25 protein-coding genes and 1 tRNA gene are annotated in these 23,867 nt (G+C 67.8%); 25 read left to right on the forward strand and 1 reads right to left on the reverse strand.

The genetic code is table 11. The features are described from left to right. The 14 genes from VGR67_06005 to VGR67_06070 form a co-directional block, all read left to right on the forward strand. On the forward strand, positions 1–332 hold a 332-nt coding region (locus tag VGR67_06005), incomplete at its 5' end, for a tetratricopeptide repeat protein (GenBank protein ID HEV8335949.1). Beyond that, positions 329–1,078 carry a hypothetical protein gene (locus tag VGR67_06010; protein ID HEV8335950.1) on the forward strand — a complete coding sequence of 250 codons (750 nt, stop codon included), beginning with the start codon at positions 329–331 and terminating at the stop codon, positions 1,076–1,078. The genes VGR67_06005 and VGR67_06010, both read left to right, overlap by 4 nt. Further along, positions 1,075–1,980, forward strand: a complete 906-nt coding sequence (gene ispE / locus VGR67_06015) for a 4-(cytidine 5'-diphospho)-2-C-methyl-D-erythritol kinase (protein HEV8335951.1) — start codon at positions 1,075–1,077, stop codon at positions 1,978–1,980. The genes VGR67_06010 and ispE overlap by 4 nt, the downstream gene beginning before the upstream one ends. A 232-nt stretch (positions 1,981–2,212) precedes the next feature. After that, positions 2,213–2,287 (forward strand) — tRNA-Gln (locus VGR67_06020). A 63-nt stretch (positions 2,288–2,350) separates the two neighbouring features. Continuing rightward, positions 2,351–3,313: a ribose-phosphate pyrophosphokinase gene (locus tag VGR67_06025; protein ID HEV8335952.1), complete on the forward strand. Its 963-nt coding sequence runs from the start codon at positions 2,351–2,353 to the stop codon at positions 3,311–3,313. A 52-nt stretch (positions 3,314–3,365) separates the two neighbouring features. Further along, positions 3,366–4,079: a 50S ribosomal protein L25 gene (locus VGR67_06030; protein ID HEV8335953.1), complete on the forward strand. Its 714-nt coding sequence runs from the start codon at positions 3,366–3,368 to the stop codon at positions 4,077–4,079. A 29-nt stretch (positions 4,080–4,108) separates the two neighbouring features. Further along, entirely contained in the window at positions 4,109–4,687 is a 579-nt protein-coding gene (gene pth, locus VGR67_06035; protein ID HEV8335954.1) for an aminoacyl-tRNA hydrolase, read from the forward strand. A gap of 60 nt (positions 4,688–4,747) precedes the next feature. Next, entirely contained in the window at positions 4,748–5,110 is a 363-nt protein-coding gene (gene rpsF, locus VGR67_06040; protein HEV8335955.1) for a 30S ribosomal protein S6, read from the forward strand. A gap of 39 nt (positions 5,111–5,149) precedes the next feature. Beyond that, the gene (gene rpsR / locus VGR67_06045; protein HEV8335956.1) at positions 5,150–5,416 is read left to right on the forward strand and encodes a 30S ribosomal protein S18; all 267 of its coding nucleotides are present in this window, start codon (positions 5,150–5,152) and stop codon (positions 5,414–5,416) included. Positions 5,417–5,429: 13 nt separating this feature from the next. Beyond that, positions 5,430–5,873, forward strand: coding sequence for a 50S ribosomal protein L9 (gene rplI / locus VGR67_06050; protein HEV8335957.1), 444 nt, complete (start codon positions 5,430–5,432; stop codon positions 5,871–5,873). 7 nt (positions 5,874–5,880) lie between these two features. After that, entirely contained in the window at positions 5,881–6,324 is a 444-nt protein-coding gene (locus VGR67_06055; GenBank protein ID HEV8335958.1) for a DUF6677 family protein, read from the forward strand. Position 6,325: 1 nt separating this feature from the next. Then, positions 6,326–6,508 (forward strand): hypothetical protein, encoded by a 183-nt coding sequence (locus tag VGR67_06060; GenBank protein HEV8335959.1) that lies wholly within the window; start codon positions 6,326–6,328, stop codon positions 6,506–6,508. Then, positions 6,505–7,143, forward strand: coding sequence for a VanZ family protein (locus VGR67_06065; GenBank protein ID HEV8335960.1), 639 nt, complete (start codon positions 6,505–6,507; stop codon positions 7,141–7,143). The genes VGR67_06060 and VGR67_06065 overlap by 4 nt, the downstream gene beginning before the upstream one ends. A gap of 97 nt (positions 7,144–7,240) precedes the next feature. Beyond that, complete coding sequence (locus tag VGR67_06070) at positions 7,241–8,305, forward strand: 3-isopropylmalate dehydrogenase (protein ID HEV8335961.1); 1,065 nt, start codon at positions 7,241–7,243, stop codon at positions 8,303–8,305. A gap of 20 nt (positions 8,306–8,325) precedes the next feature. On the opposite strand, the gene VGR67_06075 is transcribed toward VGR67_06070, so the two are convergent. Next, positions 8,326–9,513, reverse strand: coding sequence for a PQQ-binding-like beta-propeller repeat protein (locus tag VGR67_06075; GenBank protein ID HEV8335962.1), 1,188 nt, complete (start codon positions 9,511–9,513; stop codon positions 8,326–8,328). A 128-nt stretch (positions 9,514–9,641) separates the two neighbouring features. On the opposite strand from VGR67_06075, the gene hisS reads away from it, so the two are divergent. From hisS to VGR67_06130, 11 genes are all read left to right on the forward strand, one after another. Then, entirely contained in the window at positions 9,642–10,901 is a 1,260-nt protein-coding gene (gene hisS / locus VGR67_06080) for a histidine--tRNA ligase (GenBank protein HEV8335963.1), read from the forward strand. Continuing rightward, on the forward strand, positions 10,894–12,684 hold the full coding sequence (gene aspS, locus VGR67_06085; GenBank protein ID HEV8335964.1) for an aspartate--tRNA ligase: 1,791 nt from the start codon (positions 10,894–10,896) through the stop codon (positions 12,682–12,684). Before hisS ends, aspS begins: the two co-directional genes overlap by 8 nt. Positions 12,685–12,741: 57 nt before the next feature. Continuing rightward, positions 12,742–13,824 (forward strand): PhoH family protein, encoded by a 1,083-nt coding sequence (locus tag VGR67_06090; GenBank protein HEV8335965.1) that lies wholly within the window; start codon positions 12,742–12,744, stop codon positions 13,822–13,824. A gap of 49 nt (positions 13,825–13,873) precedes the next feature. Further along, positions 13,874–14,353, forward strand: coding sequence for an rRNA maturation RNase YbeY (gene ybeY, locus VGR67_06095; GenBank protein HEV8335966.1), 480 nt, complete (start codon positions 13,874–13,876; stop codon positions 14,351–14,353). Continuing rightward, positions 14,350–15,291: a GTPase Era gene (gene era / locus VGR67_06100; GenBank protein HEV8335967.1), complete on the forward strand. Its 942-nt coding sequence runs from the start codon at positions 14,350–14,352 to the stop codon at positions 15,289–15,291. Before ybeY ends, era begins: the two co-directional genes overlap by 4 nt. A 100-nt stretch (positions 15,292–15,391) precedes the next feature. Further along, on the forward strand, positions 15,392–16,153 hold the full coding sequence (recO, locus tag VGR67_06105) for a DNA repair protein RecO (protein HEV8335968.1): 762 nt from the start codon (positions 15,392–15,394) through the stop codon (positions 16,151–16,153). Then, a complete protein-coding gene (locus VGR67_06110) occupies positions 16,153–17,040 on the forward strand; it encodes a glycine--tRNA ligase subunit alpha (protein HEV8335969.1) in 888 nt (295 codons plus the stop codon). Before recO ends, VGR67_06110 begins: the two co-directional genes overlap by 1 nt. Beyond that, the gene (gene glyS / locus VGR67_06115) at positions 17,037–19,199 is read left to right on the forward strand and encodes a glycine--tRNA ligase subunit beta (GenBank protein HEV8335970.1); all 2,163 of its coding nucleotides are present in this window, start codon (positions 17,037–17,039) and stop codon (positions 19,197–19,199) included. Before VGR67_06110 ends, glyS begins: the two co-directional genes overlap by 4 nt. Further along, a complete protein-coding gene (ppdK, locus tag VGR67_06120; protein HEV8335971.1) occupies positions 19,192–21,924 on the forward strand; it encodes a pyruvate, phosphate dikinase in 2,733 nt (910 codons plus the stop codon). Before glyS ends, ppdK begins: the two co-directional genes overlap by 8 nt. A 24-nt stretch (positions 21,925–21,948) precedes the next feature. Then, on the forward strand, positions 21,949–22,842 hold the full coding sequence (locus VGR67_06125) for a RimK family alpha-L-glutamate ligase (GenBank protein ID HEV8335972.1): 894 nt from the start codon (positions 21,949–21,951) through the stop codon (positions 22,840–22,842). After that, positions 22,839–23,861 carry a succinylglutamate desuccinylase/aspartoacylase family protein gene (locus tag VGR67_06130; protein HEV8335973.1) on the forward strand — a complete coding sequence of 341 codons (1,023 nt, stop codon included), beginning with the start codon at positions 22,839–22,841 and terminating at the stop codon, positions 23,859–23,861. The genes VGR67_06125 and VGR67_06130 overlap by 4 nt, the downstream gene beginning before the upstream one ends. The last annotated feature ends 6 nt before the right edge of the window (positions 23,862–23,867 follow it).

Raw genomic sequence — 23,867 nt, forward strand, 5'->3', positions numbered from 1 at the left:
CAGACCGCGGGGTGAAGCTGCGCGACAGTCTTGCCTTCCTGGAGAAGGCGGTGGAGCTGGAGCCGGACAATTTCGCCTACCTCGACAGCCTGGGATGGGCTCATTTCCGTTTGGGCCGGCTCGAGTCGGCGGAGACCCTCCTGGGAAAGGCCGCCGGGTCTTCCCGAAATGACGCGACCGTCCTGGATCACCTCGGAGACGTGCTCGCGGCGCGCGGGAAGTCGGCTGAAGCGGTCTCGGCCTATCGGACCGCGCTGCAGCACGGCCCTGAAAAGCCGGAAGAGATTCGTAAGAAGATCCGCAAGCTCGGAAGCAACCCGGACGAGCCGTGACCGGGGCGAGTCGAGCCCTCCTGATCCTGATTCCGACCCTCTTGGCCGTTCTTTCCCCGGGCTGCGCCGGAAGAATCCGCCCTTCCGCGCTTCCCCCCGCAGGGGGCAGAACCGAGGGGTTCCGGGCCCAATACCGCCTGCAAGCCTCGGGGGAAAGCCGCGTCCGAAGGGCCCGTCTGATCGTCGCCTATCTTCCTTCGCGGCGGCTGCGGCTGGAGATCCTGGATCCCCTGGGAGGGAGCCGGTCGGTGCTCGTCTCGACCGACCAAGGGGCGCTCCTGATGGATCCCGTGGCGCGCGAGTACCGCCTCTTCTCGGGCGGCGAGGAGGCCTTCGCCGCGCTGGCGGGCGCTTCGCTCGACCCCGATCTCCTCCCGGCGCTTCTTCTCGCCGACCCCTCGCTGGCGCCCGGCCTCCGGTGCCAGCCGCCGCGCCTTCCCCGGGAGCCGCTCACCTGCGGGGACGGCGAGGGGAGCGCCGTCCTCCACGTCCGCAAAGGGGGAGAAGAGTGGGAGATTCTCGTGCCGCCGGGGGCCGCGCTCCATGCCCGCCTGAGATGGGAGCCGGGAAACCGGACCGGGCCGCCCCGGGAGATTCGCCTGCGCGGAGACCGGCCGAAATTCCGGGCCGATCTCGTCCTGCTCGACATGCTGCCCGGGGCCCCTCCCGAGGATCTCTTCCCGCTCCGGCCGCCCGAGTCGTTCCGCTTGGCGACCGAATCATCCCTTGCGAGACCGCGCCGATGAGACCTCCCGGGCGTCTCACCCTGCGGCCGCACGCCAAGATCAACCTTGGTCTTCGAGTCCTGGGGACCCGGAGCGACGGCTACCATGAGATTCGCACGCGGTTCCAGACGATCGATCTGGCCGACGAGCTGGAGATCGAAGCGTCGTCGAACGACGTCGAGCTGGCGGTGGAAGGCGAGGCGCTCGCGGCCGATCGGACGAATCTCGTCTGGCGCGCCGCGGAGCTGATCCGGTCCAGGAGATCCGGGCTTCCCGGGGCGCGCCTCCGGCTGAAGAAGTCGATCCCCATCGCCGCCGGACTGGGGGGAGGAAGCAGCGACGCCGCCGCCACGCTGCTCGCCCTGAACCGCCTCTGGGGATTCCCCCTGGAGCGCCATGAGCTCGTCGAGCTGGCGATCCGCCTGGGTGCCGACGTACCCTTCTTCCTGCACGGCGGACTCGCCCTCGGCACGGGGAAAGGAGATGATTTGGAGCCCCTGCCTGATCGGGATCCTTTCCCGGTCTGCCTGATTCTCCCCCCTTACGGATCCCCCACCGAGGAAGTCTACCGTCTGTGGGATCGGCGCCGGCCCGCTGCGATCGAGACAGTCGGGGCCGAAGCCGCTGTCGTGAGCGAAGACACCCGCAGCGTCCACAACGATCTGCAGGAAACCGTCTTCTCGCTTCATCCGGAGCTTGGCGCGATTCACGAGCTGCTGTACCGCGCGGGGGCTTTCGCCGCCTCCCTTTCGGGAAGCGGCTCGTCGCTCTACGGGCTTTTCCGGTCGCCCGAGGAGATCCGCGCTTTGCGAGAGTCGCGCGATTGGGGCGCCTTCAAGGTCTTGACGTGCCGGACCGTCTCCCGCCCGGAATACTGCCGCGCTCTCGGAGCCCAAGATCCCTTCGAGCCAGGGAGTTCTTGACAGAAAACTTCCGAAGATGCTACGGTATACGGCCGCTTCGACAGGGTCAGTGCGCGCGATGATCCCGTCCCGGCGCAGGGACATTCCGACCGGGCAGGGTCCGACCTCGGCCCGGCGTGCCCCCTGAGAAGTAATCCATCCTCCTGATTCCGACCGGACGGCAGGCCCGCAGGGCGGGCCGGCGGGAAATGTCCCGCGCCGCCGGCGCCGGTTAAGGAGGCCATCGGGCTACTGGGGCGTCGTCAAGCGGTAAGACACTGGACTTTGGATCCAGCATTCGGAGGTTCGAATCCTCCCGCCCCAGCCATCCGCCGGGCCGCCGTCAGGCCGGCGATTTCGCCGCCGCTCAGGACGCGACTCAGGACATGAGATGAAGAACCGAGACATGTCGATCGAAGGGGCCATCAAGATTTTCTCCGGCAGCGCCCATCCCGAGCTGGCGCAGGAAATCTCTGAGTATCTCAAGATCCCCCTGGGATCGATCAACTTGACCCGGTTCAGCGACGGCGAGTCCTACTGCCAGGTCCTCGAGAACGTGCGGGGCGCGGACGTCTTCGTGATCCAGCCGGCGTCCCCTCCGGTGAACGAGAACCTCATGGAGCTGCTGATCATCATGGACGCGCTGAAACGCTCGTCGGCCCAGCGGATCACGGCCGTCCTTCCGTACTACGGCTATGCCCGGCAGGATCGCAAGGACAAGCCGCGCGTGCCGATCTCCGCGAAGCTCGTGGCCGATCTCATCAGCGCCGCCGGAGCCGATCGGGTGCTGGCCATCGACCTGCACGCCCCGGCGATCCAGGGCTTCTTCAACATTCCGGTCGATCATCTGTTCGCCGCGCCGGTCCTGATCGAGAACGTCGCGCGCCTGAAGATCCCGAACCTCGTGATCGTGTCGCCCGACGCGGGCGGCGTCGAGCGGGCCCGGGCCTACGCGAAGCGGCTGCAGGCCTCCCTGGCGATCATCGACAAGCGGCGCACCGAGAAGAACGTCGCGGAGATCCTCCACGTCATCGGCGAGGTGCGGGGGATGAACGCGTTGATCGTGGACGACATCGTGGACACGGCGGGAACCCTGACCGGGACCGTCAAGGCACTGAAGCAGGAGGGTGTCGACAAGATCTACGGCTGCTTCACCCACGCCGTCCTGTCGGGCCCCGCCATCGAGCGGCTCCGCGCCTCGGAGCTCGAGCAGGTTTTCGTCACCAACACGATTCTCGTCGATCCGCGGAAGCAGACCGAAGGGCGCTTGAAAGTCCTGTCCATCGCCAGCCTGCTCGGGGAAGCGATCCAGCGGATCCACACCAATTCGTCCGTCTCCTCCCTTTTCGTCTAGGGGAGCCGGGCGGCGGGCGCGGCAGCGTCCCGGGCTGAAAGGAGGAAGTCGCATGGCCGAAGTGATGATCGACGTCTCGCCCCGTACGGAGTTCGGGAAGAACCCCTCCCGCCGGCTGCGGCGCGCCGGCATGATTCCCGGAATCGTCTACGGCTCGAACAAGCCGCCGGTCCCGATCTCCGTGGATCCGAAGCAAGTCGAGAAGATCCTCCGCTCCGAGAGCGGCGCGAACAGCATCTTCATGCTGAACCTGGTGGGCAAGGATCAGCGCCGCTACGCGATGATCAAGGCTTTCCAGACCGATCCGGTGTCGAACCGCCTCCAGCACACCGATTTCATCCGCATCCAGATGGACGAGGTCGTCCAGGTGAACGTTCCCATCCAGACCGTGGGAGAAGCCCCGGGCGTCAAGCTCGACCTGGGGATCCTGGACATCCCGCTCAGGGAGATACGCATCGAGTCCCTCCCCGCGGACATCCCCGACGCCTTCAAGGTGGACATCTCGTCCCTGAAAATCGGCGATACGATCCGCGTCGCCGATCTGAATATCCCTCCCAAAGTGAAGATCCTGACCGATCCGAACCAGACGGTGGCGGTCGTGGCGCCTCCCGCCAAGGAAGAAGAGGTGGGCGCGCCGGTGGTGGCCGAAGTGACGGAGCCGGAAGTCATCAAGAAAGGGAAGGCCGCGTCCGAGGAGGGCGGGGAAGCCGAAGAAGCCTCCAAGGAAACGAAGCCGGAGAAGAGGGACTCCAAGAAGGAGGGTTGAGGCCGCGGAGCTGCTTCCTCTTGAAAGTAGTGGTCGGACTGGGGAATCCGGGGCGGCGTTACGCGGAGACGCGGCACAACCTCGGATTCAAGGCGGTGGAAGAGTTCTGCCGCCGAGAGCGTCTCGTCTGGGACGGGGAAGAGTGCCGTTCGCGGATCGCCCGCGGCGCCATGGCCGGCGAGGACGTCGTGGTGGCCGAGCCGCAGACCTATATGAACCGGAGCGGCGAAGCGGTGGAATGCCTCCTCCGGGCCAGCGGCGGTGGGCCTTCCGACCTGCTGGTGGTCTGCGACGATGCGGCGATCGATCTCGGCGCCGTGCGCGTGCGCCGGTCGGGGAGCGCCGGCGGACACCGGGGGCTCGAGTCGATCATCGCCGCGCTGGGCACCGAGGATTTTCCGCGCCTCCGGATCGGCATCCGGACCGCTCCGGTCCTGAGCGGCGATCTCGCCGAGCGCGTCCTGGCTCCCTTCTCCCGGGAGGAGAGCGAGGAAGCGGGGCGGCAGGCCGCCCGGGCGGCCGAGTGTATCCGGACCGTGCTGGAGCAGGGCGTCGCCGCGGCCATGAACCGTTTCAATCGCAGGCAGCCGAATGAACCGTCGGCTTGAGTCGTCGATCCGATTCTCGAAATGGCCCGGGCTCCGGCCCGAAGGCCGGAGGAAAACTCGATGGTAAAATACGAATCCATTTTCATCACGGAGCCGGGCGCGACCGACGACGAGGTGGCGGCGCTCATCAAGGGATTCGAGGACACCGTCACCACCGGAAGCGGGAAGGTCCTCAAGGTGGAGCGCTGGGGAAAGCGAAGGCTGGCCTACCGGGTGGGGCGGCACGAGGACGGCAACTACACCCTCTTCTACCTGGAATGCCCGCCGGCGGCGGCCCGCGAGCTGGAGAGGCGCTACCGCATGAACGATCGCATCATCAAATACCTCACGGTCCGGATGGATCGCAGCATTCCGGAAGATCAGCCCGCGCGCGCGGGCGACTCCCCCGAGGTTCGGGGACCGGAGCCCGTGGAAGCGGAATGAGGCCCGCCCGCCGGGGCCGCGCGGAGGACGATCACGATCATGGATCCCCGAGATCGAGACAAAGCCAAGAAGAAGCAGTTCCGGAAGAAATTCCTGTTTCGCAAGAAGAAATTCTGCAAGTTCTGCGAAGAGAAGATCCCTTACATCGACTACAAGGACGTGAGACTGCTGCAGGGCTTCACCCCCGAGCGGGGGAAGATCTTCCCGCGGCGGATATCGGGGACGTGCGCCAAGCACCAACGCGAGCTGATGCAGGCGATCAAGCGCGCGCGCAACATCGCGCTGCTGCCCTTCACGGCGGACTGAGGAGGAGGGAACGATGAGGATCGTGCTCCGGACCGACGTGGAGAACGTGGGCCGGCGAGGCGAGGTCATCAAGGTCGCCGACGGCTTCGCCCGCAACTTTCTGCTTCCCAAGAAGCTCGCCCTCGAGGCGACGCCGGGAAACATGAAGCGGATCGACCAGGAGCGCAAGGTCCAGGAGGTCCACGAGGCGAAGGAGAAGCAGGAAGCCGAGGTCCTGGCGGGCAGGATCGCGCAGCTTTCGTGCACGGCCGTCCGCAAGGTGGGGGAGAACGAAGTCCTCTACGGCTCCGTGACGACCGCCGACATCGCCGAGCTCCTGGAGAAGGAAGGGTACTCGCTGGACAAGAGGAAGATTCTCCTCGACGAGCCGATCAAGGCGCTGGGAATCTACGAGGTCCCCGTCAAGATCCACCCGCAGGTCACCGCCAGCCTCAAGGTGTGGGTGGTGAAGGAGTAGCTCTCGAATGCCGTCGAAGGGAGTCTCCACCACCGTCGCCTGCCTGGCGGCCTGGATCGTGCCCGGCGGCGGGCATTATTACCTCGGAAAGCGCAAGCGGGGCCTGCTGTTCTTCGGCGTGGTCCTGGCCACATTCTTTCTGGGCCTCCTGAACGAAGGCCGCTCCTACCTCGTGGACCGGGAGCAGCCCCTTTCCTATCTCGGGACGTTCGCCAACGTCGCCCTCGGCCCCCTGGAGCTCCTCAGCCGGCAGTTCACCTTCGGACAGATCGCCTACGCGCTTCCCGCCGATCCGAACGACGCGCAAGGGATCCGGCTCCTCGCCGCCATGCGGCGCAAAGTGATGAGCGTCACCGACGAGTACGGCACCACCTACATCCTCGCGGCCGGGTTGATGAACATCCTTCTCGTCCTCGACGCCTTCGACATCTCCATCGGAAGAAAGGCCTGAGATGATCCGGTCCCACTTCCTGAACATGGTGATCTTCTCCGCCTTGGTCTCGGTGTTCTTCGCCTTCCTGACCCAGAGCGATCGCCGGGAACGGCTCAAGGTGATAGCGATTCTCTGCCTCTCGATGATCGTCCTCTCCTTGATCGTGGCCTACGCCATGTACTTCTTTCCCAGCTCTCGGTGAAGCGGACCCTTCATCTCGGCGCGCTCTGGCTTCCCGTCATCCTCTACGGAGGCCTGGTCTACTACTTCTCCTCCCTGCCGCAGGCGGCGGTCGCGGGGAGGTTCCCCGACTATTTGCTCCATCCGATCGAATACGCGGGCTTCACGCTCCTGATCCTCCGCGCCTTGAACGGAGGCCTCCGCGCGCCTTTCCCTGGACGGGCGCAGCTGGTCGCCCTCGTCCTGGCGTCGCTGTACGCGATCTCGGACGAGTTTCACCAGCTCCACGTCCCGAATCGGAACGCCAGCCTCAAGGACGTTCTGAGCGACACGCTGGGAGCGCTTTTCGCCGTCGGCGCGGCGGAGATCCTCCAGCGCGGGCTCTCCCGCCGGCGGTCGCGCCCGCTTCCCGTCAAGCTCTACGTGCGGTCCGGCTGCCATCTCTGCCACGAAGCCCGGGACGTCCTGCAGCGCGTCGGCGCGGCGATTCCGCTGTCGATCGCCGAGGTGGACGTGGACTCCGATCCCGATCTCGCCCGGCGGTTCGGCCCGGAGGTCCCGGTCATCACTGTCGGGGCCGACAAGATCTCCAAGCTCCGTCCCCGCGAAGCGGCGATCCGGCGGCGGCTCGAGCGGATCGCCGCGCGCGCCTCCTGACGGCGATCGCGCCGCGTTGCGGGGTCTGCGCTCCTTGGGCTAGACTCGGCCCCCCATGCCGCCCGCGAGGGCGGCCGCAGAGTCGGGAGAGCGCTCCATGAAGCGAATCGCCGTCATCCCTGGAGACGGAATCGGCATCGACGTCACCCGCGAAGCGGTGCGCGCCCTGGAGACTGTGTCAGGATGGTCGGGGGCCGGATTGCGGCTGGATTCCTTCGATTACGGGGCGGAGCGCTACCTGCGCACGGGGGAGACCCTTCCCGCCGGAGCGATGGAGCGCCTCGCGGAGTACGACGCCATCCTCCTGGGCGCCCTGGGCGACCCGCGCATCCCCGACATGAAGCACGCCGCGGACATCCTGCTCGGGCTCCGCTTCGGCCTCGATCTCTACGTCAACTATCGCCCCATCCGCCTGCTGGACGAGCGGCTGTGTCCGTTGAAGGGACGCGCCCCGGAGGAGGTCGATTTCGCGGTGTTTCGGGAGAACACCGAAGGGCTCTACGTCGGGATGGGAGGGATTTTCAAGAAGGGAACTGCCGATGAAATCGCCGTCCAGGAGGACGTGAACACCCGGAAGGGGGTCGAGCGCATCATCCGCCACGCCTTCGAGTTCGCGCGGGCGAGAGGCAGGAGCCGGGTCGTGATGAGCGACAAGTCCAACGTCCTGACTTACGGCCACGATCTCTGGCAGCGCGTCTTCGCGGCCGTGGCGTCCGAGTACCCGGGGATCGAAGCCCGTCACCTTTACGTGGACGCGCTCGCCATGCAGATGGTGAAGGACCCGTCCCAGTTCCAGGTGATCGTCACGTGCAACATGTTCGGGGACATCCTCACCGACCTGGGGGCGCAGCTGCAGGGGGGGCTCGGCATGGCCGCCTCGGCGAACATCCACCCCGGGCGCGTCTCGCTGTTCGAGCCGGTCCATGGCTCGGCGCCCAAGTACGCCGGGAAGAACGTCGCCAACCCGTTCGGCGCCATCCTCACCGCCGCGCTTCTCCTGGAGCACCTCGGGCTCCTGGAGGAGGCGCGGCGCATCGAGTCGGCCGTGGTCGCCCTCATCCGGACGCATCGGACGGCCCAGGAGCTCGGCGGCCGCCTCGGAACGCGCGAGGTGGGAGAGGCCCTCTGCGAGGAGATCCTGAGGCCCTCCCCTCCGGCGTGATCGGCACCGATCCCGAAACCTCAGCGCGCGGCCGGAGGCTCCGTCTCCTTCTCCTGGCGCAGCGCCAGGATCCTGCCCTCGTACCGGCCGTAGCCCACCAGAAGCTTCTCTCCGGCGCGGACCGGCGGGGTCGTGAACCATTCCCCCTCCAGATCGAGACGGTATTCGCCGAGGAGCTGCAGCTCGGGCAGAGAGAGCGCGATGAGCCGGCCGGACGTGTAGGGCGAGAGGAACAGCCTCTCGCCGATCACCAGCGCCTCGTCCGCCAGGCGGTGGCTCATTCTCACCCGCAGAACCAGATGCCCCGAACCCGCCTTGAGGGCGTAGACGTAGTTGTCGTAGGAAAGGAAGTAGACGCGGCGCTCCAGGCCGAAGGGAATCGCGCGGACCAGTCCACCGACCTTGTAGCTCCAGCGGCGCCTCCCGCTGTACCGCAGGGCCCGCAGCCGGTTGTCCTCGGTCCCGAAATAGATGCTTCCCCGGTAGCAGAGGAACGGGGAGCGAACCGCCGAGCCGGTCTCGCTGATCCACAGACGGCGCCCGGTCTGGCGGTCGAAGGCCTCCACCGTTCCCGCCTCCGTCCCCGCCACGATCAAGCCGCGGCAGGCCTGCACGGGCGTCGAGGGCGCTCCCCGGAGATCGACGCGAAACCGCTCGCGCCCTCCGGTGTCCAAGGCGACGATTTTTCCCGCGCTCAGGGCGACCAGCAGATAGTCGCCGGCGGCGGTGGGCTGGACGGCGATCTCCCCCCCCGCCTGCACCGTCCAGAGCGTTTCCCCCGCGGCCGCCTGCAGGGCGACGATTTTTCCCGAAGCGGTCGCCTGGACGATCGAGCCCGCTACCTGGACGGGCCCCCCTGCCGGCTTCTCCGCCAGATCCTGCCGCCAGAGGAAATGCCCGTCGGCCGCCGAGAAGGCCTGCACCATGCCGCTTTCCACGGCGGCGACGACCTTGTCCTCCAGGGCCAGCAGCGGCCCCGCGAGGGGTGAGCCGAGGGGAATCCTCCACTCCTCGACCAGGCGGATCCGCTGCTCGGGGGACGGCGGGGGCGCGGGAATCTCCTCGAATCCTCGGCGGTTCTTCTTGTCCTGGGTCGCGAGCGGATCCTGGATCGCCTTCTGAGGGGCGACCATCGACAGCCCTGCTCCCATCGTCAGGAGCAGCAGGCAGGCTGCGCTCCGTTTCGCCAGCGCCCCGCGGGATAGCACGTCGTCGACCCTCCTCGCCAAGCGGAGCAGTATACCCAGGCCGCCTTCGCGGCGAAAGGATCGCTCATTGCAGCGGGGGGGGCGCTGTGCTAATCTCCGACCCTTCCGAGCGCGGAGACACCCCATCCATGATTCAGGCCGTCAAGGGCACCCGGGACATCCTGCCCGCGGAGTCCGGAAAGTGGCAGTTCGCGGAAGCCGCCGCCCGCCGCGTTTTTCGCCGTTACGGGTTCCGCGAGATTCGCACCCCCGTGTTCGAGTCGACCGAGCTCTTCGCGCGCGGCATCGGCGAGGGGACCGACATCGTCTCGAAGGAGATGTACACCTTCCGCGATCGCGGCGAGCGCTCCCTGACGCTGCGCCCCGAGAACACCGCCCCCGTCGTCCGGGCGGCGATCGAGCACGGACTCTTCCAGCGCGCCGATTCGGAGCGCCTCTATTACATCGGCCCCATGTTCCGGTACGAGCGCCCGCAGAAGGGGAGGATGAGGCAATTCCACCAGATCGGGGTCGAGGCCTTCGGCAGCGTCGAGCCCGCGGTCGACGCCGAGGTCATCGAGATGTCCACCACCTTCCTGGCGCAGCTCGGCATCGCCGACTCCGACCTGATCATCAACTCGGTGGGCTGCGCGATCTGCCGTCCCGCCTACAAGGAGCGCCTGCGCGCCTTCCTGCTTCCTCGCGTCGCGGAGCTTTGCCCCGATTGCCAGCGGCGCCTGCACGACAATCCGCTCAGGATCCTGGACTGCAAGGCCGGCTGCCGCGCGCTTCTGAGCGACGCGCCCACGCTCCTGGAGAGCCTCGATGCCGGCTGCCGCGAGCACTTCGACGGCCTCCGGCGCTGCCTCGATCTCCTCGAAGTGCGCCACCGCGTCGATCCCCACCTGGTGCGCGGCCTCGATTACTACGTCCGCACCACGTTCGAGATCCTCGGAGCCTCCCTGGGCGCGCAGAACGCCCTGCTGGGCGGCGGCCGTTACGATCGGCTGGTGGAGGATCTGGGCGGGCCCTCGATCCCGGGGGTCGGGTTCGCCTCCGGCCTGGATCGGCTCGTCCTGTCGCTTCCCGCCGGAGCGCCGGCCGCGGCGGCGGAAGGGCCCGACTTCTTCGTGGCGCTGCAGGGCCGCCTGGCGTTCGATCGCGCCTTCCGGCTGACGCGCGACCTGAGGCGCCTCGACCTCTGGGTCGAGATGGATCCCCGCTCGGATCCGAGCCTCAAGGCCCAGACGCGGCGGGCCGACCAGCTCGGCGCCCGGCGCATCCTGTTCCTGGGAGACGACGAGATCCGCCGCGGAGTCGTCGCCATGAAGAAGATGGCGGACGGGTCCCAGAGGGAGCTGCCGCTCGACGACCTGGCGCAGCTCGCGAGGGAGGCGGCGGTTGAGTAGCGCCCCGCGCCTGCCGAGAAGGACGCATACCTGCGGCGGCCTGCGGGCCGCGGACGCGGGAGGGCAGGCAGTGCTCACCGGCTGGGTGCACCGGCGGCGGGATCACGGCAACCTGGTGTTCGTCGATCTGCGCGACCGCTACGGCATCACCCAGGTCGTCTTCAATCCGGAGATCTCCCCGGCGCCGCACGCGCTGGCGCGGAGTTTCCGTCCCGAGTACGTTCTCGCGATCCGCGGCGCGGTCGTGCGCCGGTCGGCCGAAAATGTGAACCCCACGCTGCCGACGGGCGAGATTGAGGTGGCGGCCGACGACGCGGAGATCCTGAACGAATCGCAGCCGCTCCCTTTCACCCTGGAGGAGCAGGACCCGGCGGGCGAGGAGCTGCGGCTCAAGCACCGGTACCTCGATTTGCGCCGGCCGCGGCTCCAGGAGGTGATGGCGACGCGGCACCGGGTGGTCCTTGCGGCGCGGCGCTACCTCGACGCTCAGGGTTTCCTGGAGATCGAGACGCCGATGCTGACGCGCTCCACCCCGGAAGGATCGCGCGAGTATTTAGTGCCCTCCCGGGTCAATCCGGGACGCTTCTACTCGCTTCCTCAGTCGCCGCAGATCTTCAAGCAGCTCCTGATGGTCTCCGGCTTCGACAAGTACTTCCAGATCGCCCGGTGCTTCCGCGACGAAGACCTCCGTTCGGATCGCCAGCCCGAATTCACGCAGATCGACCTGGAGATCTCCTTTCCCGACAAGGAGACCGTCTTCGGACTCGTCGAAGGCCTGGTCGCGGCTCTTTTCGAAGCGGCCGGGCGCCGCGCCGAGCCGCCCTTTCCCCGGCTGGCCTATCGCGAGGCGATGGATCGGTACGGATCCGACAAGCCCGATACCCGTTTCGCGATGGAGCTCCGGGACGTGTCCGAGGCGGCGCGGCAGACCTCCTTCCGCGTGCTGACCGAAAGCGTCGCCGCGGGCGGGGTGGTGCGCGGACTGAGCGTGCCCGGCGGGGCTTCCTGGGCCCGCAAGCCGATCGACGATCTGGTGACCTTCGCGCAAGGGCACGGCGCCAAGGGACTGATCTGGATTCGCCTGGCGCCCGACTCCCTGACCTCCTCCAATCTCAAGGCGCTCGGCGAAGAAGGGTGCCGGAGGCTGGCGGCGGCGCTAGGCGCCGAGACGGGGGATCTGGCGCTGCTGGCGGCGGGCGAAAGAGAGAGAACGAGTCAGCTTCTGGGGGCTCTCCGGGTTCACCTGGCCCGGGCGCTCCGTTTGATTGACGACTCCCGGCCTCATCTTTTGTGGGTCCATGACTTCCCGCTCTTCGAAAAGAGCGAGGACGGGAGGTTCGTCTCGTGCCACCATCCGTTCACCTCCCCCCGGACGGAGGATCTCGACCGGCTGGAGAGCGACCCCGTGTCGGTCCGGGCACAGGCTTACGACCTGGTCCTGGACGGGGAGGAGATCGGCGGCGGAAGCATCCGGATCCACCGCGGCGACGTGCAGGAACGCGCCTTCCGCGCCCTCGGCATCGGGTCGGCCGAGGCGGAGCGCCGCTTCGGATTCCTGCTCCAGGCGCTCCGGATGGGGGCGCCGCCCCACGGTGGAATCGCGCTGGGGGTGGACCGCCTCGTGGCGATCCTGACAGGCTGTTCGTCCATCCGGGAAGTGATCGCCTTTCCGAAGACCAACAGCGCCGTCGATCTGATGAGCGGCGCCCCGAGCCTGCCGGAGGAGGCGCAGCTTCGGGAGCTCCACATCCGGGTCGATCCCGCGCTCCCGAAGGAAAGTTGAGCCTTCCTGGGGAGAATCACGGCAAAAAGTTGACAATCCTTCGGGCCGGATGTTAAGTTGACGCCCTGGAACGAGCCGTCCGGACGGGTCTTCGCGCACCGGTTTTCAAGGAGTCCGACCGTCAGCACTCCCGAAGTACGGACCGTCACGATCCCCGAGAAGCTCTCCGCCGAGCTGTTCGGCACCTACGACGAAAACCTCCGCGCTATCGAGAAAACCTCCAACGTGCGCATCGCCGCGCGCGGGTCCGAGATCCACGTCAGCGGCGCGCGCGGCGACGTCGAACGGGTGGAGCGCCTGCTGGCGCAGATGGTGGATCTTCTGGAGAGCGGGTACTCCTTCCGCAAGGGGGACGTCGAGATCGCCACGCGCCTCCTGAAGGACAACCCCGAAGCGATCCTGACGGAATTCTTCAGCCAGGGCCGGGTGAAAGCGGCCCCCGGCCGCGCCATCACCCCCAAGACCATCAACCAGCGGATCTACATCGAGGCAATCCGATCCAGCGACCTCGTCTTCTCGATCGGCCCCGCGGGCACGGGGAAGACGTACCTCGCCGTGGCGATGGCGGTCGCGATCCTCAACGAGAAGCAGGTGAGCCGGATCATCCTGGCCCGTCCGGCCGTGGAAGCGGGCGAGAAGCTCGGGTTTCTTCCCGGCGACATGAGCGAGAAGGTGGATCCCTATTTCCGCCCGCTGTACGACGCCCTGTTCAGCATGATGGAGCGCGAGAAGGCGATCCTGCTCATGGAGAAGGGAATTATCGAGATCGCCCCGCTGGCCTTCATGCGCGGGCGCACCTTGAACGACTGCTTCGTGATTCTCGACGAAGCCCAGAACACCACCTCCGAGCAGATGAAGATGTTCCTCACCCGCATGGGCCAGAACACCAAGGTGGTCGTCACCGGGGACATCACCCAGATCGATCTTCCGCCGGGCAGCATTTCCGGACTCGTCGAGGCGCAGAACGTGGTGGCGGACATCGAGGGAATCCGCTTCGTCTACTTCGACGATCGGGACGTGGTGCGCCACCCGCTGGTCCAGTCGATCATCAAGGCGTATGAAAGCTATCGGAACGGGAGCTCGGAGGACGGCGCGGCCCTCAAGGCCTCCCGGCGCACGCGCCACGGCGAGCGCCGCTAGGCGCTCCCCACCGGCGCGCCCCCCGGACTCCTCCCCGCCGGCCGAGCCCTTGCCGTCCCATGGGATCGTCGACGTCCTGTGCCGTCCCGGATGCCGGAAGCTCCCGCTCCGAGTCGTCCGGGCGGCGGCCCGCGAAGTTCTCCGCTCGCTGCGCTGCCGCCGCGAGCAGATCTCGATCCTGCTAACCTCGGATCGGGAGATCCGGGACCTGAACCGCCGTTACCGGAACGTCGACGCCGCCACCGACGTCCTCTCCTTTCCCTCCGGCCCGGCTGGGCCGGTCGCCGGATCCCTGGGCGACGTCGTCATCTCGGTCGACTCCGCCGCCCGATACGCGCGTCAAGCGGGGTGGAGCTTCTGCGAAGAGGTGCAATTCCTGGTGGTCCATGGAGTCCTCCACCTCCTCGGCTACGACCATCTGCGGGATCGCGGCGAGATGAACCGGATCCAAGCCCGTCTGGCGCGCCGCCTCCTCGGCCGCGCCGTTCCTCCGCTGCGCCTCGCCGGCCGCCGGGGCCGGCGCCCTTGAGCCTGCCCGCGGCGCCCGGAACCGACCGGCAAACTGCCTCGCCCCCCGGCTTCCGCTCCGGCTTCGTCGCTCTCGCCGGACGGCCGAACGTGGGGAAATCGACCCTGCTCAACCGTCTCATCGGCACGAAGGTCTCGATCGTCTCGCCGGTGCCCCAGACCACGCGGCTGGTGATCCGCGCCGTGGCGCGCAGCGCCGCGGCGGAAATCGTCTACGTCGACACGCCCGGGATCCACCGGCCACAGCACGCCATGAACCGGGAGATGGTCGAGGCGGCCCGCGAGGCGCTGTCCGGCGCCGACCTCATCCTGCAGCTGATCGACGGCGCCGAGGGTTTCGGCCCGGGCGACGGCTACCTGGTCCGGATTCTCGAGGAGACGCGCCTGCCCGCCTTCCTCGTGATCAACAAGATCGACGCCATGCGGCGGTCGGCCCTGCTTCCCCTGATCGACGACGTCCGCCGGCGCTATGCCTGGTCGGAAATCCATCCCTGCTCCGCGCTGACGGGGGAGGGCTGCCAGGAGCTCGAAGACTCCATCCGGGCCCTCCTGCCCGAGGGGCCGCCTCTCTTTCCGGACGATTTCGTCACCGATCTTCCGACGCGCCTCGCCTTGGCCGAGATCGTCCGCGAGCAGCTCCTTCTGCGGACGCGCGACGAGCTCCCGCACGCCACGGCGGTGATCGTCGACGCCGTGGAGCGCTCGGAGACCGGTGAATACCGGATCGCGGCCACCATCTACGTCGATCGCGATTCCCAGAAAGGGATCGTGATCGGCAAGGCGGGGGCCGGCATCAAGGCCATCGGCGCCACCGCCCGGATGGGGATGGCGGCCTTCCTGGGCGCCCCCGCCCACTTGTCTCTCTGGGTCAAGGTCAAGAAGGGATGGCGCAACGAGGTGCAGCTTCTCAGGCTCCTCGGGATCTCGGGGAAAGGGTAGCTGCGGCCCCGGGAGGCCGGGCCCCCTCCTTGTGCTAGAATGACCGCCCCCGAGCTGAACACTGTCGCGAGACTCGCTGCGTCGATCGGGAGATTACCCCGTGCCGGTGATCCGGGCCGAGGGGTTCGTCCTGAGGGTCTATCCTCTGGGCGAGGCCGACAAGATCGTCACCTTCTTCACCCTGGAGGAGGGCAAGCTTCGCGGGGTGGCCCGCTCCGCCCGCCGGAGCCGCCGCCGCTTCGGCAGCAGCCTGGAGCTCTGGAGCCGCGTCTCCCTGACGCTGTTCGAGAAGGAAGGGATGGATCTCGCGCGCGTCGACGGCTGCGATCTCCTCGAGTCGGCGTACCGCCTCCAAGAAGATCTGGAGACCAGCTACCTCCTCGCCTACGTCGCCGAGGTGACCGATCTCTTCGCGCGCGAGCGTCAGTCGGAGCCGCACTTCTTCCGCCTTCTGCTCTCGGTCCTGGCAGCGCTGCGCTCCGGCCTCGCTCGCCCCCTGGCCGCCCGGTATTTCGAGATCTGGACCCTCAAGCTCCACGGTCTGCTTCCCGATCTGGCGCGCTGCGGCTCCTGCGAAGCGGCGCTCGGCCCGGCGGGAGGAGCGTTTCAAGGCGCCAGCGGCCAGATCCTCTGCCGCCGCTGCCTTCCCCATCCGACCCCCGCCGACTTTCGCGCCGCGGGATCGGAGCTCGGGATTCTCCAGACTCTGCTCCGCCACCACCCCCGGGATCTCGCAGGCCGCCGTTTCCCCACCGAGGCGCTGGATCGGATCGGCGCCCTCCTGGGCGCCGCCCTCTCCTCCTTCGCCGAAGCTCCCTTCCGGACCCGCCGCTTCCTGGTCGCGGCCGGGAGGGCCTCGTGATGAACTTCCAGCAGCTCGTCCTGGCCCTTTCCGAGTTCTGGGCGGGCCAGGGGGCGGTGATCCAGCAGCCTTACGATCTGGAGGCCGGCGCCGGGACCATGCATCCCGACACGTTTTTCCGGGTCCTCGGCCCCGAGCCCTGGCGCGGCGCTTATTGCTCCCCCTCGCGCCGCCCGGTCGACGGCCGTTACGGAGAGAATCCTTTCCGCGTGTACCGTCACTACCAGTTCCAGGTGATCCTCAAGCCCTCCCCGCCCGACGTCCAGGAGCTCTACCTCGCCTCGCTCGCCGCCTTCGGCGTGAAGGTCTCGGAGCACGACGTCCGGTTCGAGGAGGACAACTGGGAGTCGCCCACGCTCGGGGCCGCGGGCGTGGGCTGGCAGGTCATGCTCGACGGCATGGAGATCTCCCAGTTCACCTATTTCCAGCAGGCGGGAGGCCTCGAGCTGTCGCCCGTGTCGGCGGAGCTGACGTACGGATCGGAGCGCATCGCCATGTTCCTCAACGGCGTCGAGAACGTGTTCGATCTCGCCTGGAACGACCGTCTCTCCTACGGCGAGATACGGCGCGACGAGGAAGTCCAGTTCTCGCGCTTCAACTTCGAGGAGGCCGATCTTGCCCTCCACCGGAGGCTGTTCGACGATTACGAGGCCGAGGCGCGCCGGCTGCTCGGGAAGAAGCTCTACCTTCCCGCGTATGATTTCTGTCTCCGCTGCTCCCACACCTTCAACGTCCTCGACGCCCGGGGCTCGGTGAGCACCACGGAGCGGCCGGCCTACATCGGCCGCGTCCGGAGGCTGGCCTGCGCCTGCGCGGAAGGTTACCTTTCGGCGCGCGCCGAGGCCGGGTTCCCGCTGCTCCCGCGCCCGGCCGGAGGCGCCCGGTGAGCGACGCCGCCTCTCCGCGGTTCCTGCTCGAAATCGGCTGCGAGGAAATCCCCGACTCGATGATCCTCCCCGCGGTGGAGCATCTCCGGCGGGAGCTCGGCGTCCTGATCGCCAAGGAGAGGCTCGGGACGCTGGCGACGCGCAGCCATCCCCTGGGAACGCCGCGACGGCTGGCGATCCTCGCCGGAGGCCTCCTTCCCGGACAGGAGGATCGCGAGATCGTGGTGACCGGCCCGAGGGTGGAGGCCGCCTACGATCCGCAGGGTCGTCCGACGCGCGCCCTCGAGGGGTTTGCGCGCTCCCACGCGGTGAGCCTCGATCGGATCCGCCGGATCGCCACGCCGAAGGGGGAGTGCGTCGCCGCGACCAAAGCGGAAAAGGGCAGGAGCGCCTCGGAGGTGCTTTCCGGAGCGCTTCCGGGGCTGATCGGATCGATTCCCTTCGCCAAGACGATGCGCTGGGGTGAAGGAAGCTTCCGCTTCGTGCGGCCGATCCAGTGGGTCGTCTGCCTGCTGGGAGAGGAGGTCGTGCCGTTCCAGGTCGCGGGCGTCGCCGCCGGGCGGACGACGCGCGGGGCGCGCTTCGAGGGATCTCCCCCGGTCGAGATTCCCCATCCCCGCGATTACCTCGAGCGGCTGCGCGCCGCTTCGGTCTTGGCGGACGTCGGGGAGCGCCGGCGGCGAATCTCCGGCTCCCTGCAGGAGGCGGTGTCGCGGCTCGGCCCAGATTTCCGGCCGGAGGAGCATGCCGACCTTCTGGAATCGGTGACCCATCTGCTGGAGCATCCCGTGGCCTGCCCCGGGGGCTTCGACGTCGAGTTTCTGAAGCTTCCGGCGGCCGTGCTGACGACCGCCATGATTCACCATCAGCGCTTCTTCCCCGTTCGGAAATCGGACGGCGGGCTCGCCCCCCATTACGTGGCGGTCCTGAACTGCCGCGACGCGCCCGACGTCGTGGCGAAGATACGCCGCGGCAACGAGTGGGTCCTTCGGGCGCGGCTGCGGGACGCCGATTTCTTCTGGAAGGAGGATCTCAAGCGTACCCTTTCGGCTCGCCTTCCCGATCTGGAAAAGATCCTGTTCGAGGCGACGCTGGGAAGCTACCGGAAAAAAGTGGATCGTCTGGTGCCGCTGTCCGGCGCGCTGTGCCGCGCGCTCGAGAAGCGTGGGAGGCGCCTCGACGCCTCCCACGTGAGCGAGGCGGCGCGCCTTTGCAAGGCCGATCTGACCACCTTGATGGTCCAGGAGTTCCCGGAGCTCCAGGGAATCATGGGGGGGCTGTACGCCCGGCACGAGAGCCAGCCGGAGCCGGTGTGCCGCGCCATCGAGCAGCAGTACCTCGGGACGGGCGAAGGGGAGGGCCGGGCCCGCTTCGAAACCGCCGAAGGAGCGGCCCTGACGATCACCGATCGTCTCGACACGCTAGCCGGGTTCTTCCTCCTGAATCGCCCCCCCACCGGGTCCCGCGATCCGTTCGGCCTGCGCCGCGGCGCCACGGCGCTCGTCCTGGCAACTCTCGATCAACAGATGAGCTATTCCCTGGCGGCGCTCGCCGACCAGGCGCGGAAGCTGTTCGCCGATCAGGGCGTCGCCGGCGAAGCCTCCGGCATCGCGCCGCTCTCCGCCTTCGTGGCGGAGCGGCTGCGCCACATCTGCCAGGAGGTGCATCGATTCCGCTACGACGCCGTGAACGCGGCGCTGGCGACGGGCGCCGACGATCTGCTCGACGCCTTCCGGCGGATCCAGGCGCTGCACGGCATCCGCGGCCAGATAGATTTCGAGGCGGTGGCTCTGTCGTACCGCCGTGTCCGGAACATCCTGGCGGGACAGTCGGCGGGCGAGCTCCGGGAGCGCTCCCTCTCTTCCGGACCGGAGCGCGAGCTTTTCGACGCCCTGGCGCGGGAGGAAGAGACCGCGGCGCCACTGCTCGCCGCGGGAGACTACGAAGGGGCGCTCAAGCGGATGGCGGCGCTGCGCCCGCACCTAGACCGCTTCTTCGAGAAGGTGCTGGTCATGGATCCGGAGCCGGCCACGCGGGCCAATCGCCTGGCCCTGCTTTCGAGGATTTCTTCGTTCTTCCGGAAGGTCGGAGATTTCGCCGAGATGGTCCTGGAAGGCGACGACGTGCAGGAAGCCGCGCGGGAGGCCAGACATGGGTGAGTCCGAGGGGTCGCGGCGGATCTATTTCTTCGGGGCGGGAGAATCGGAGGGGCACGCCGGGATGCGCGAGCTCCTCGGCGGCAAGGGGGCCGATCTGGCCGAGATGACCCGTCTCGGCATCCCCGTCCCTCCCGGATTCACCATCACCACGGAAGCGTGCCGGCAGTACTTCGAAGGAGAAAACCGGCTTCCGGAGCCGCTCGTCTCGGAGATCGAGGCGGCGCTCGCGCGGCTGGAGAAGGTGACCGGCAAACGCTTCGGCGACGCCCGCAACCCTTTGCTCGTCTCGGTGCGCTCCGGCTCGCGCGTTTCCATGCCGGGCATGATGGATACGATCCTGAACCTCGGCCTCGACTTCGAGACCACCGCCGGCCTCGCGTCGCTCACCGGCGACGGCCGTTTCGCCTGGGACTGCTTCCGGCGGCTGATCCAGATGTACGGGAACGTCGTGCTCGGCCTCGGCTCCTCGCTTTTCGAGAAAGCGCTCGAGGAGACCCGCCACCGCAGCGGAGCCCCGGAGGACTCCGGCCTTTCCGCGGCGGTCCTGGAGGATCTCACGAGGCGCTACCTGGCCATCGTGCGCGGCGTCGGCGGGGTCGATTTTCCCCTCGATTCCCGGCAGCAGCTGCTGGGGGCCGTGGGGGCCGTGTTTCGATCCTGGAGGAACGAGCGGGCCGTCACCTACCGGAAGCTCCACAGGATCCCCGAGGACTGGGGGACGGCCGTCAGCATCCAATCGATGGTATTCGGCAACCGGGGAGAGACCTCGGCGACCGGGGTGGCCTTCACCCGGAATCCCGCGACCGGCGAGCGGCGGCATTACGGGGAGTACCTTCCGAACGCCCAGGGGGAAGACGTGGTCGCGGGGATCCGGACCCCCCGGCCGCTGAGCCGCGGCGGAGCGTCCTCCCTGCCGTCGCTCGAAGAGACGATGCCCGCCACCCACCGCGATCTGCTGGAGATCTTCGCCAGGCTCGAGCGCCATTACCAGGACATGCTCGACATCGAGTTCACCGTCGAGGAGGGCAAGCTCTACATCCTCCAGTCCCGCCGGGGCAAGCGCACCGGATTCGCCTCGGTGCGCTGCGCCGTGGAGATGGTGGAGGAAGGGCTGATCGATCCGGCCACCGCGGTGGGGCGGGTCGAGCCGGAGCAGCTGACCCAGCTGCTGGCTCCGATCTTCGAGCCCGCCGAGAAGCAGCGGGCGCTCGAATCGGGAAGAATCCTGGCGCGCGGCCTGAACGCCGGGCCCGGCGCCGCGTCGGGAAAAGCGGCCCTCTCCGCCGAGCGCGTGGTGGAGATGGCCTCGAAAGGGGAGAAGGTCATCCTCGTGCGCCTCGAAACGTCTCCCGAGGACATCGCCGGAATGGCCGCGGCCGAGGGGATTCTCACGGCGCGCGGCGGCATGACCTCGCACGCGGCGGTCGTGGCGCGCGGCATGGGAAAGGTGTGCGTCGTGGGATGCTCCGATCTGGCGGTCGATCCGGAGAATCGGACGCTGCGCTTCAAGGGCCGGCCGATTCAGGAGGGCCAGCCCCTTTCGATCGACGGCACCACCGGCGAGGTGATCGAGGGATCGCTTCCCACGCTCCCCTCCGAGATCATCCAGGTGCTGGTCGACGGCTCGCTTCCGATGGATCGATCGCTGGTGTACCGTCAGTTCCGGCTCCTTCTCGAATGGGCCGACGGCATCCGCGCGCTGGGAGTCCGCACGAACGCCGACACTCCCACCGACGCCCGGGTGGCTCGCGCTTTCGGCGCCTCGGGGATCGGATTGTGCCGCACCGAGCACATGTTCTTCGGCAACGATCGGATCCCGACGGTGCGCGAGATGATCCTCTCCGACACCGAGGCGGAGCGGCGGCGCGCCTTGGCGAAGCTCCTGCCGATGCAGCGCCAGGACTTCCTCGGGATCTTCAAGGAGATGGAAGGGCTGCCCGTGACGATCCGGCTGCTCGATCCGCCGCTCCACGAGTTCCTTCCCCGCGAGCGCTCCGCCCTCGAGCAAGTCGCCTCCGAGATGGGGGTGAGCGTCGAGCGGCTGAGGAACAAGGTCGAGAGCCTGCACGAGTTCAATCCCATGCTGGGGCACCGGGGATGCCGTCTCGGGATCACCTATCCGGAGATTTACGAGGTCCAGGTGAGGGCGATCTTCGAGGCCGGAGGGACGCTGGTCCGCGAGGGAAACAAGGTGCTGCCCGAGGTCATGATCCCGCTGGTCGGAATCTGCGAGGAATACCGCCGCCTGGCCTCCATGGTCCATCGCGTGGCGGAGCAGGTGATGCGCGAGACGGGAAGCCGGGTTCCGTATCGCACCGGGACGATGATCGAGATCCCGCGTGCCTGCCTGATGGCGGAGGAAATCGGCCGGCACGCCGAGTTCTTCTCGTTCGGCACCAACGACCTGACGCAGCTGGGATTCGGCTTCTCGCGCGACGACGCGGGCGTCTACCTTCCCTCCTACGTGGAGCAGGGAATCCTGCCGCACGATCCGTTCCAGAGCATCGACCGGGAAGGCATCGGCTCCCTCGTCCGGGTCGCGGTCCAGGGGGGGAGAAAGGGGAGAGCCGATCTGAAGATCGGGATCTGCGGGGAGCACGGAGGCGATCCCCAGTCGATCGAGTTCTTCCATGAGGCCGGGCTGGATTACGTCAGCTGCTCCCCCTATCGCGTCCCGGTGGCGCGGCTGGCGGCGGCCCGCGCCGCCCTGTCCCATCCTCGCTGAACGGCCGGAAGGGGAGTCGGCTCGTTGAGAATCGCCATCCTGTCGCGCAAGCGCACCCTGTACACCACCCGCCGGCTCATCGACGCCACCCGGTCCCTCGGCCACGAGCCGGTCGTCCTCGATCCCCTGAAGTGCTTCCTTCTCCTGGGGAGGCGCTCGCCTGAGATCTATTACGCCGCCGCCGACCGCCCCCTGCCGCGGATGGACCTCGTGATCCCCCGCATCGGCGCCTCCGTCACCGAGCACGGCCTGGCCGTGGTGAACCAGTTTGACATGATGGGCGTGCCGATCGTCAACAACTCGCAGCCCATCGCGCGCTCGCGCGACAAGCTCCGCTGCTTCCAGCTCCTGTCGCGGAAGGACATCGACATCCCGCGCACCGTGGTGGCCCGCGAGCCGCATCAGATCGGCGCCGCGCTCGAGGCGGTCGGCGGCCCTCCCGTCGTCCTCAAGCTGATCCGGGGGACCCAGGGGATCGGCGTGATCCTGGCGGAGACGGAACAGGCGGTGCTCTCGGTGCTCGACACTCTCTGGTCGCTGGGCCAGACGATCCTGATCCAGGAGTTCGTGGCCGAGTCCGAGGGGCGCGACATCCGGGCGCTGGTCGTGGGGAACCGCGTGGTGACGGCCATGCGCCGGCAAGCGCGCTTCGGGGAGTTTCGCTCGAACATCCACCGCGGCGGCGACGGCGTGGTGGTGGACCTGGACGAGCGCACCCGGCGGACCGCGGTCCACGCGACCCAGGTGATGGGGCTCCAGGTGGCCGGGGTGGACCTGCTCGAATCCCACGAGGGGCCGAAAGTGATGGAGGTCAACTCCTCGCCCGGCTTCGAGGGGCTCGAAGAGGCCACCGGCCTGGGGATCGCCGAGATCATCGTCAACTACGCCGTGCGCTTCGCGCGCCGGAGGATCGGATGAGCGACGAGCTGAAGATCGGCGGCAAACCGATCAACCCTGGAGAAACCCAGGAGATTCTCCTCAAGATCAGCGAGTTCTACACCGCCCAGCCGGTGAACATCCCCGTCACGGTGGTGCGCGGCGCCCAGGAAGGTCCGCGGGTCTTCCTGACGGCGGCCATCCACGGCGACGAGCTGAACGGCATCGAGATCGTCCGCCGGATCATGACCGAGCTGGATCCGGCGACGCTGAAGGGGACGGTGCTCTGCACGCCCGTCCTGAATCGCTGGGGGTTCCTGAGCCACTCCCGCTACCTGCCCGGCCGCCGGGACCTGAACCGCTACTTTCCGGGGAATCCCGAGGGAAACCTCGCGGCGCGCGTGGCCCACAAGATCTTCACCGAAATCGTCCAGAAGGCCGAATACGGCATCGACATGCACACGGCGGCGGTCGGCCGCACCAACCTGGCCCACATCCGGGGCGACATGGACCACGATCAGGTCAGAAAAATCGCCCGGGCCTTCGGCACCGAGATCATCATCGACCTGCCGGCCGCCGGAGGGACGCTGCGCTCGGCGGCGACGCGGGCGGGAATCCCCACCATCATCCTCGAGGCGGGGGAGACCTTCCTGTTCCAGAGGTCGATGGTCACGAAAGGGGTCCTGGGGGTGAAGAACGTCCTGCGGGAGCTCGGAATGATCGAATGGACTCCCCGCGAGCCCCCGTTCCAGGTGATCGTGAAGGTCTCGGAGTGGGTCCGCGCCGAGCGCGGGGGAATCCTGGACATTCGCGTGCGACCGGGGGATCTCGTCTACGAGGGGAACGAAATCGCCGTCGTGACGACGCCGTTCGGCCGGGAAGTCACCACGCTTCGCTGCCCTCTGACGGGTCTGGTGATCGGCATCACGACGATTCCGCTCGTCCAGCCGGGGGACGCGATCTGCAACATCGCCAAGCTGGAGAAGACCCTGCCGACGGTGGAGAAGTATTGCGCCGAGGATCCTTCCGGGCGGAAACATCTCCCCTTGGAAGAGGAGTAAACGTCC

The organism is Candidatus Polarisedimenticolia bacterium, assembly GCA_036004685.1.
In the GTDB taxonomy this organism is placed as follows: Bacteria; Acidobacteriota; Polarisedimenticolia; order Gp22-AA2; family AA152; genus DASYRE01.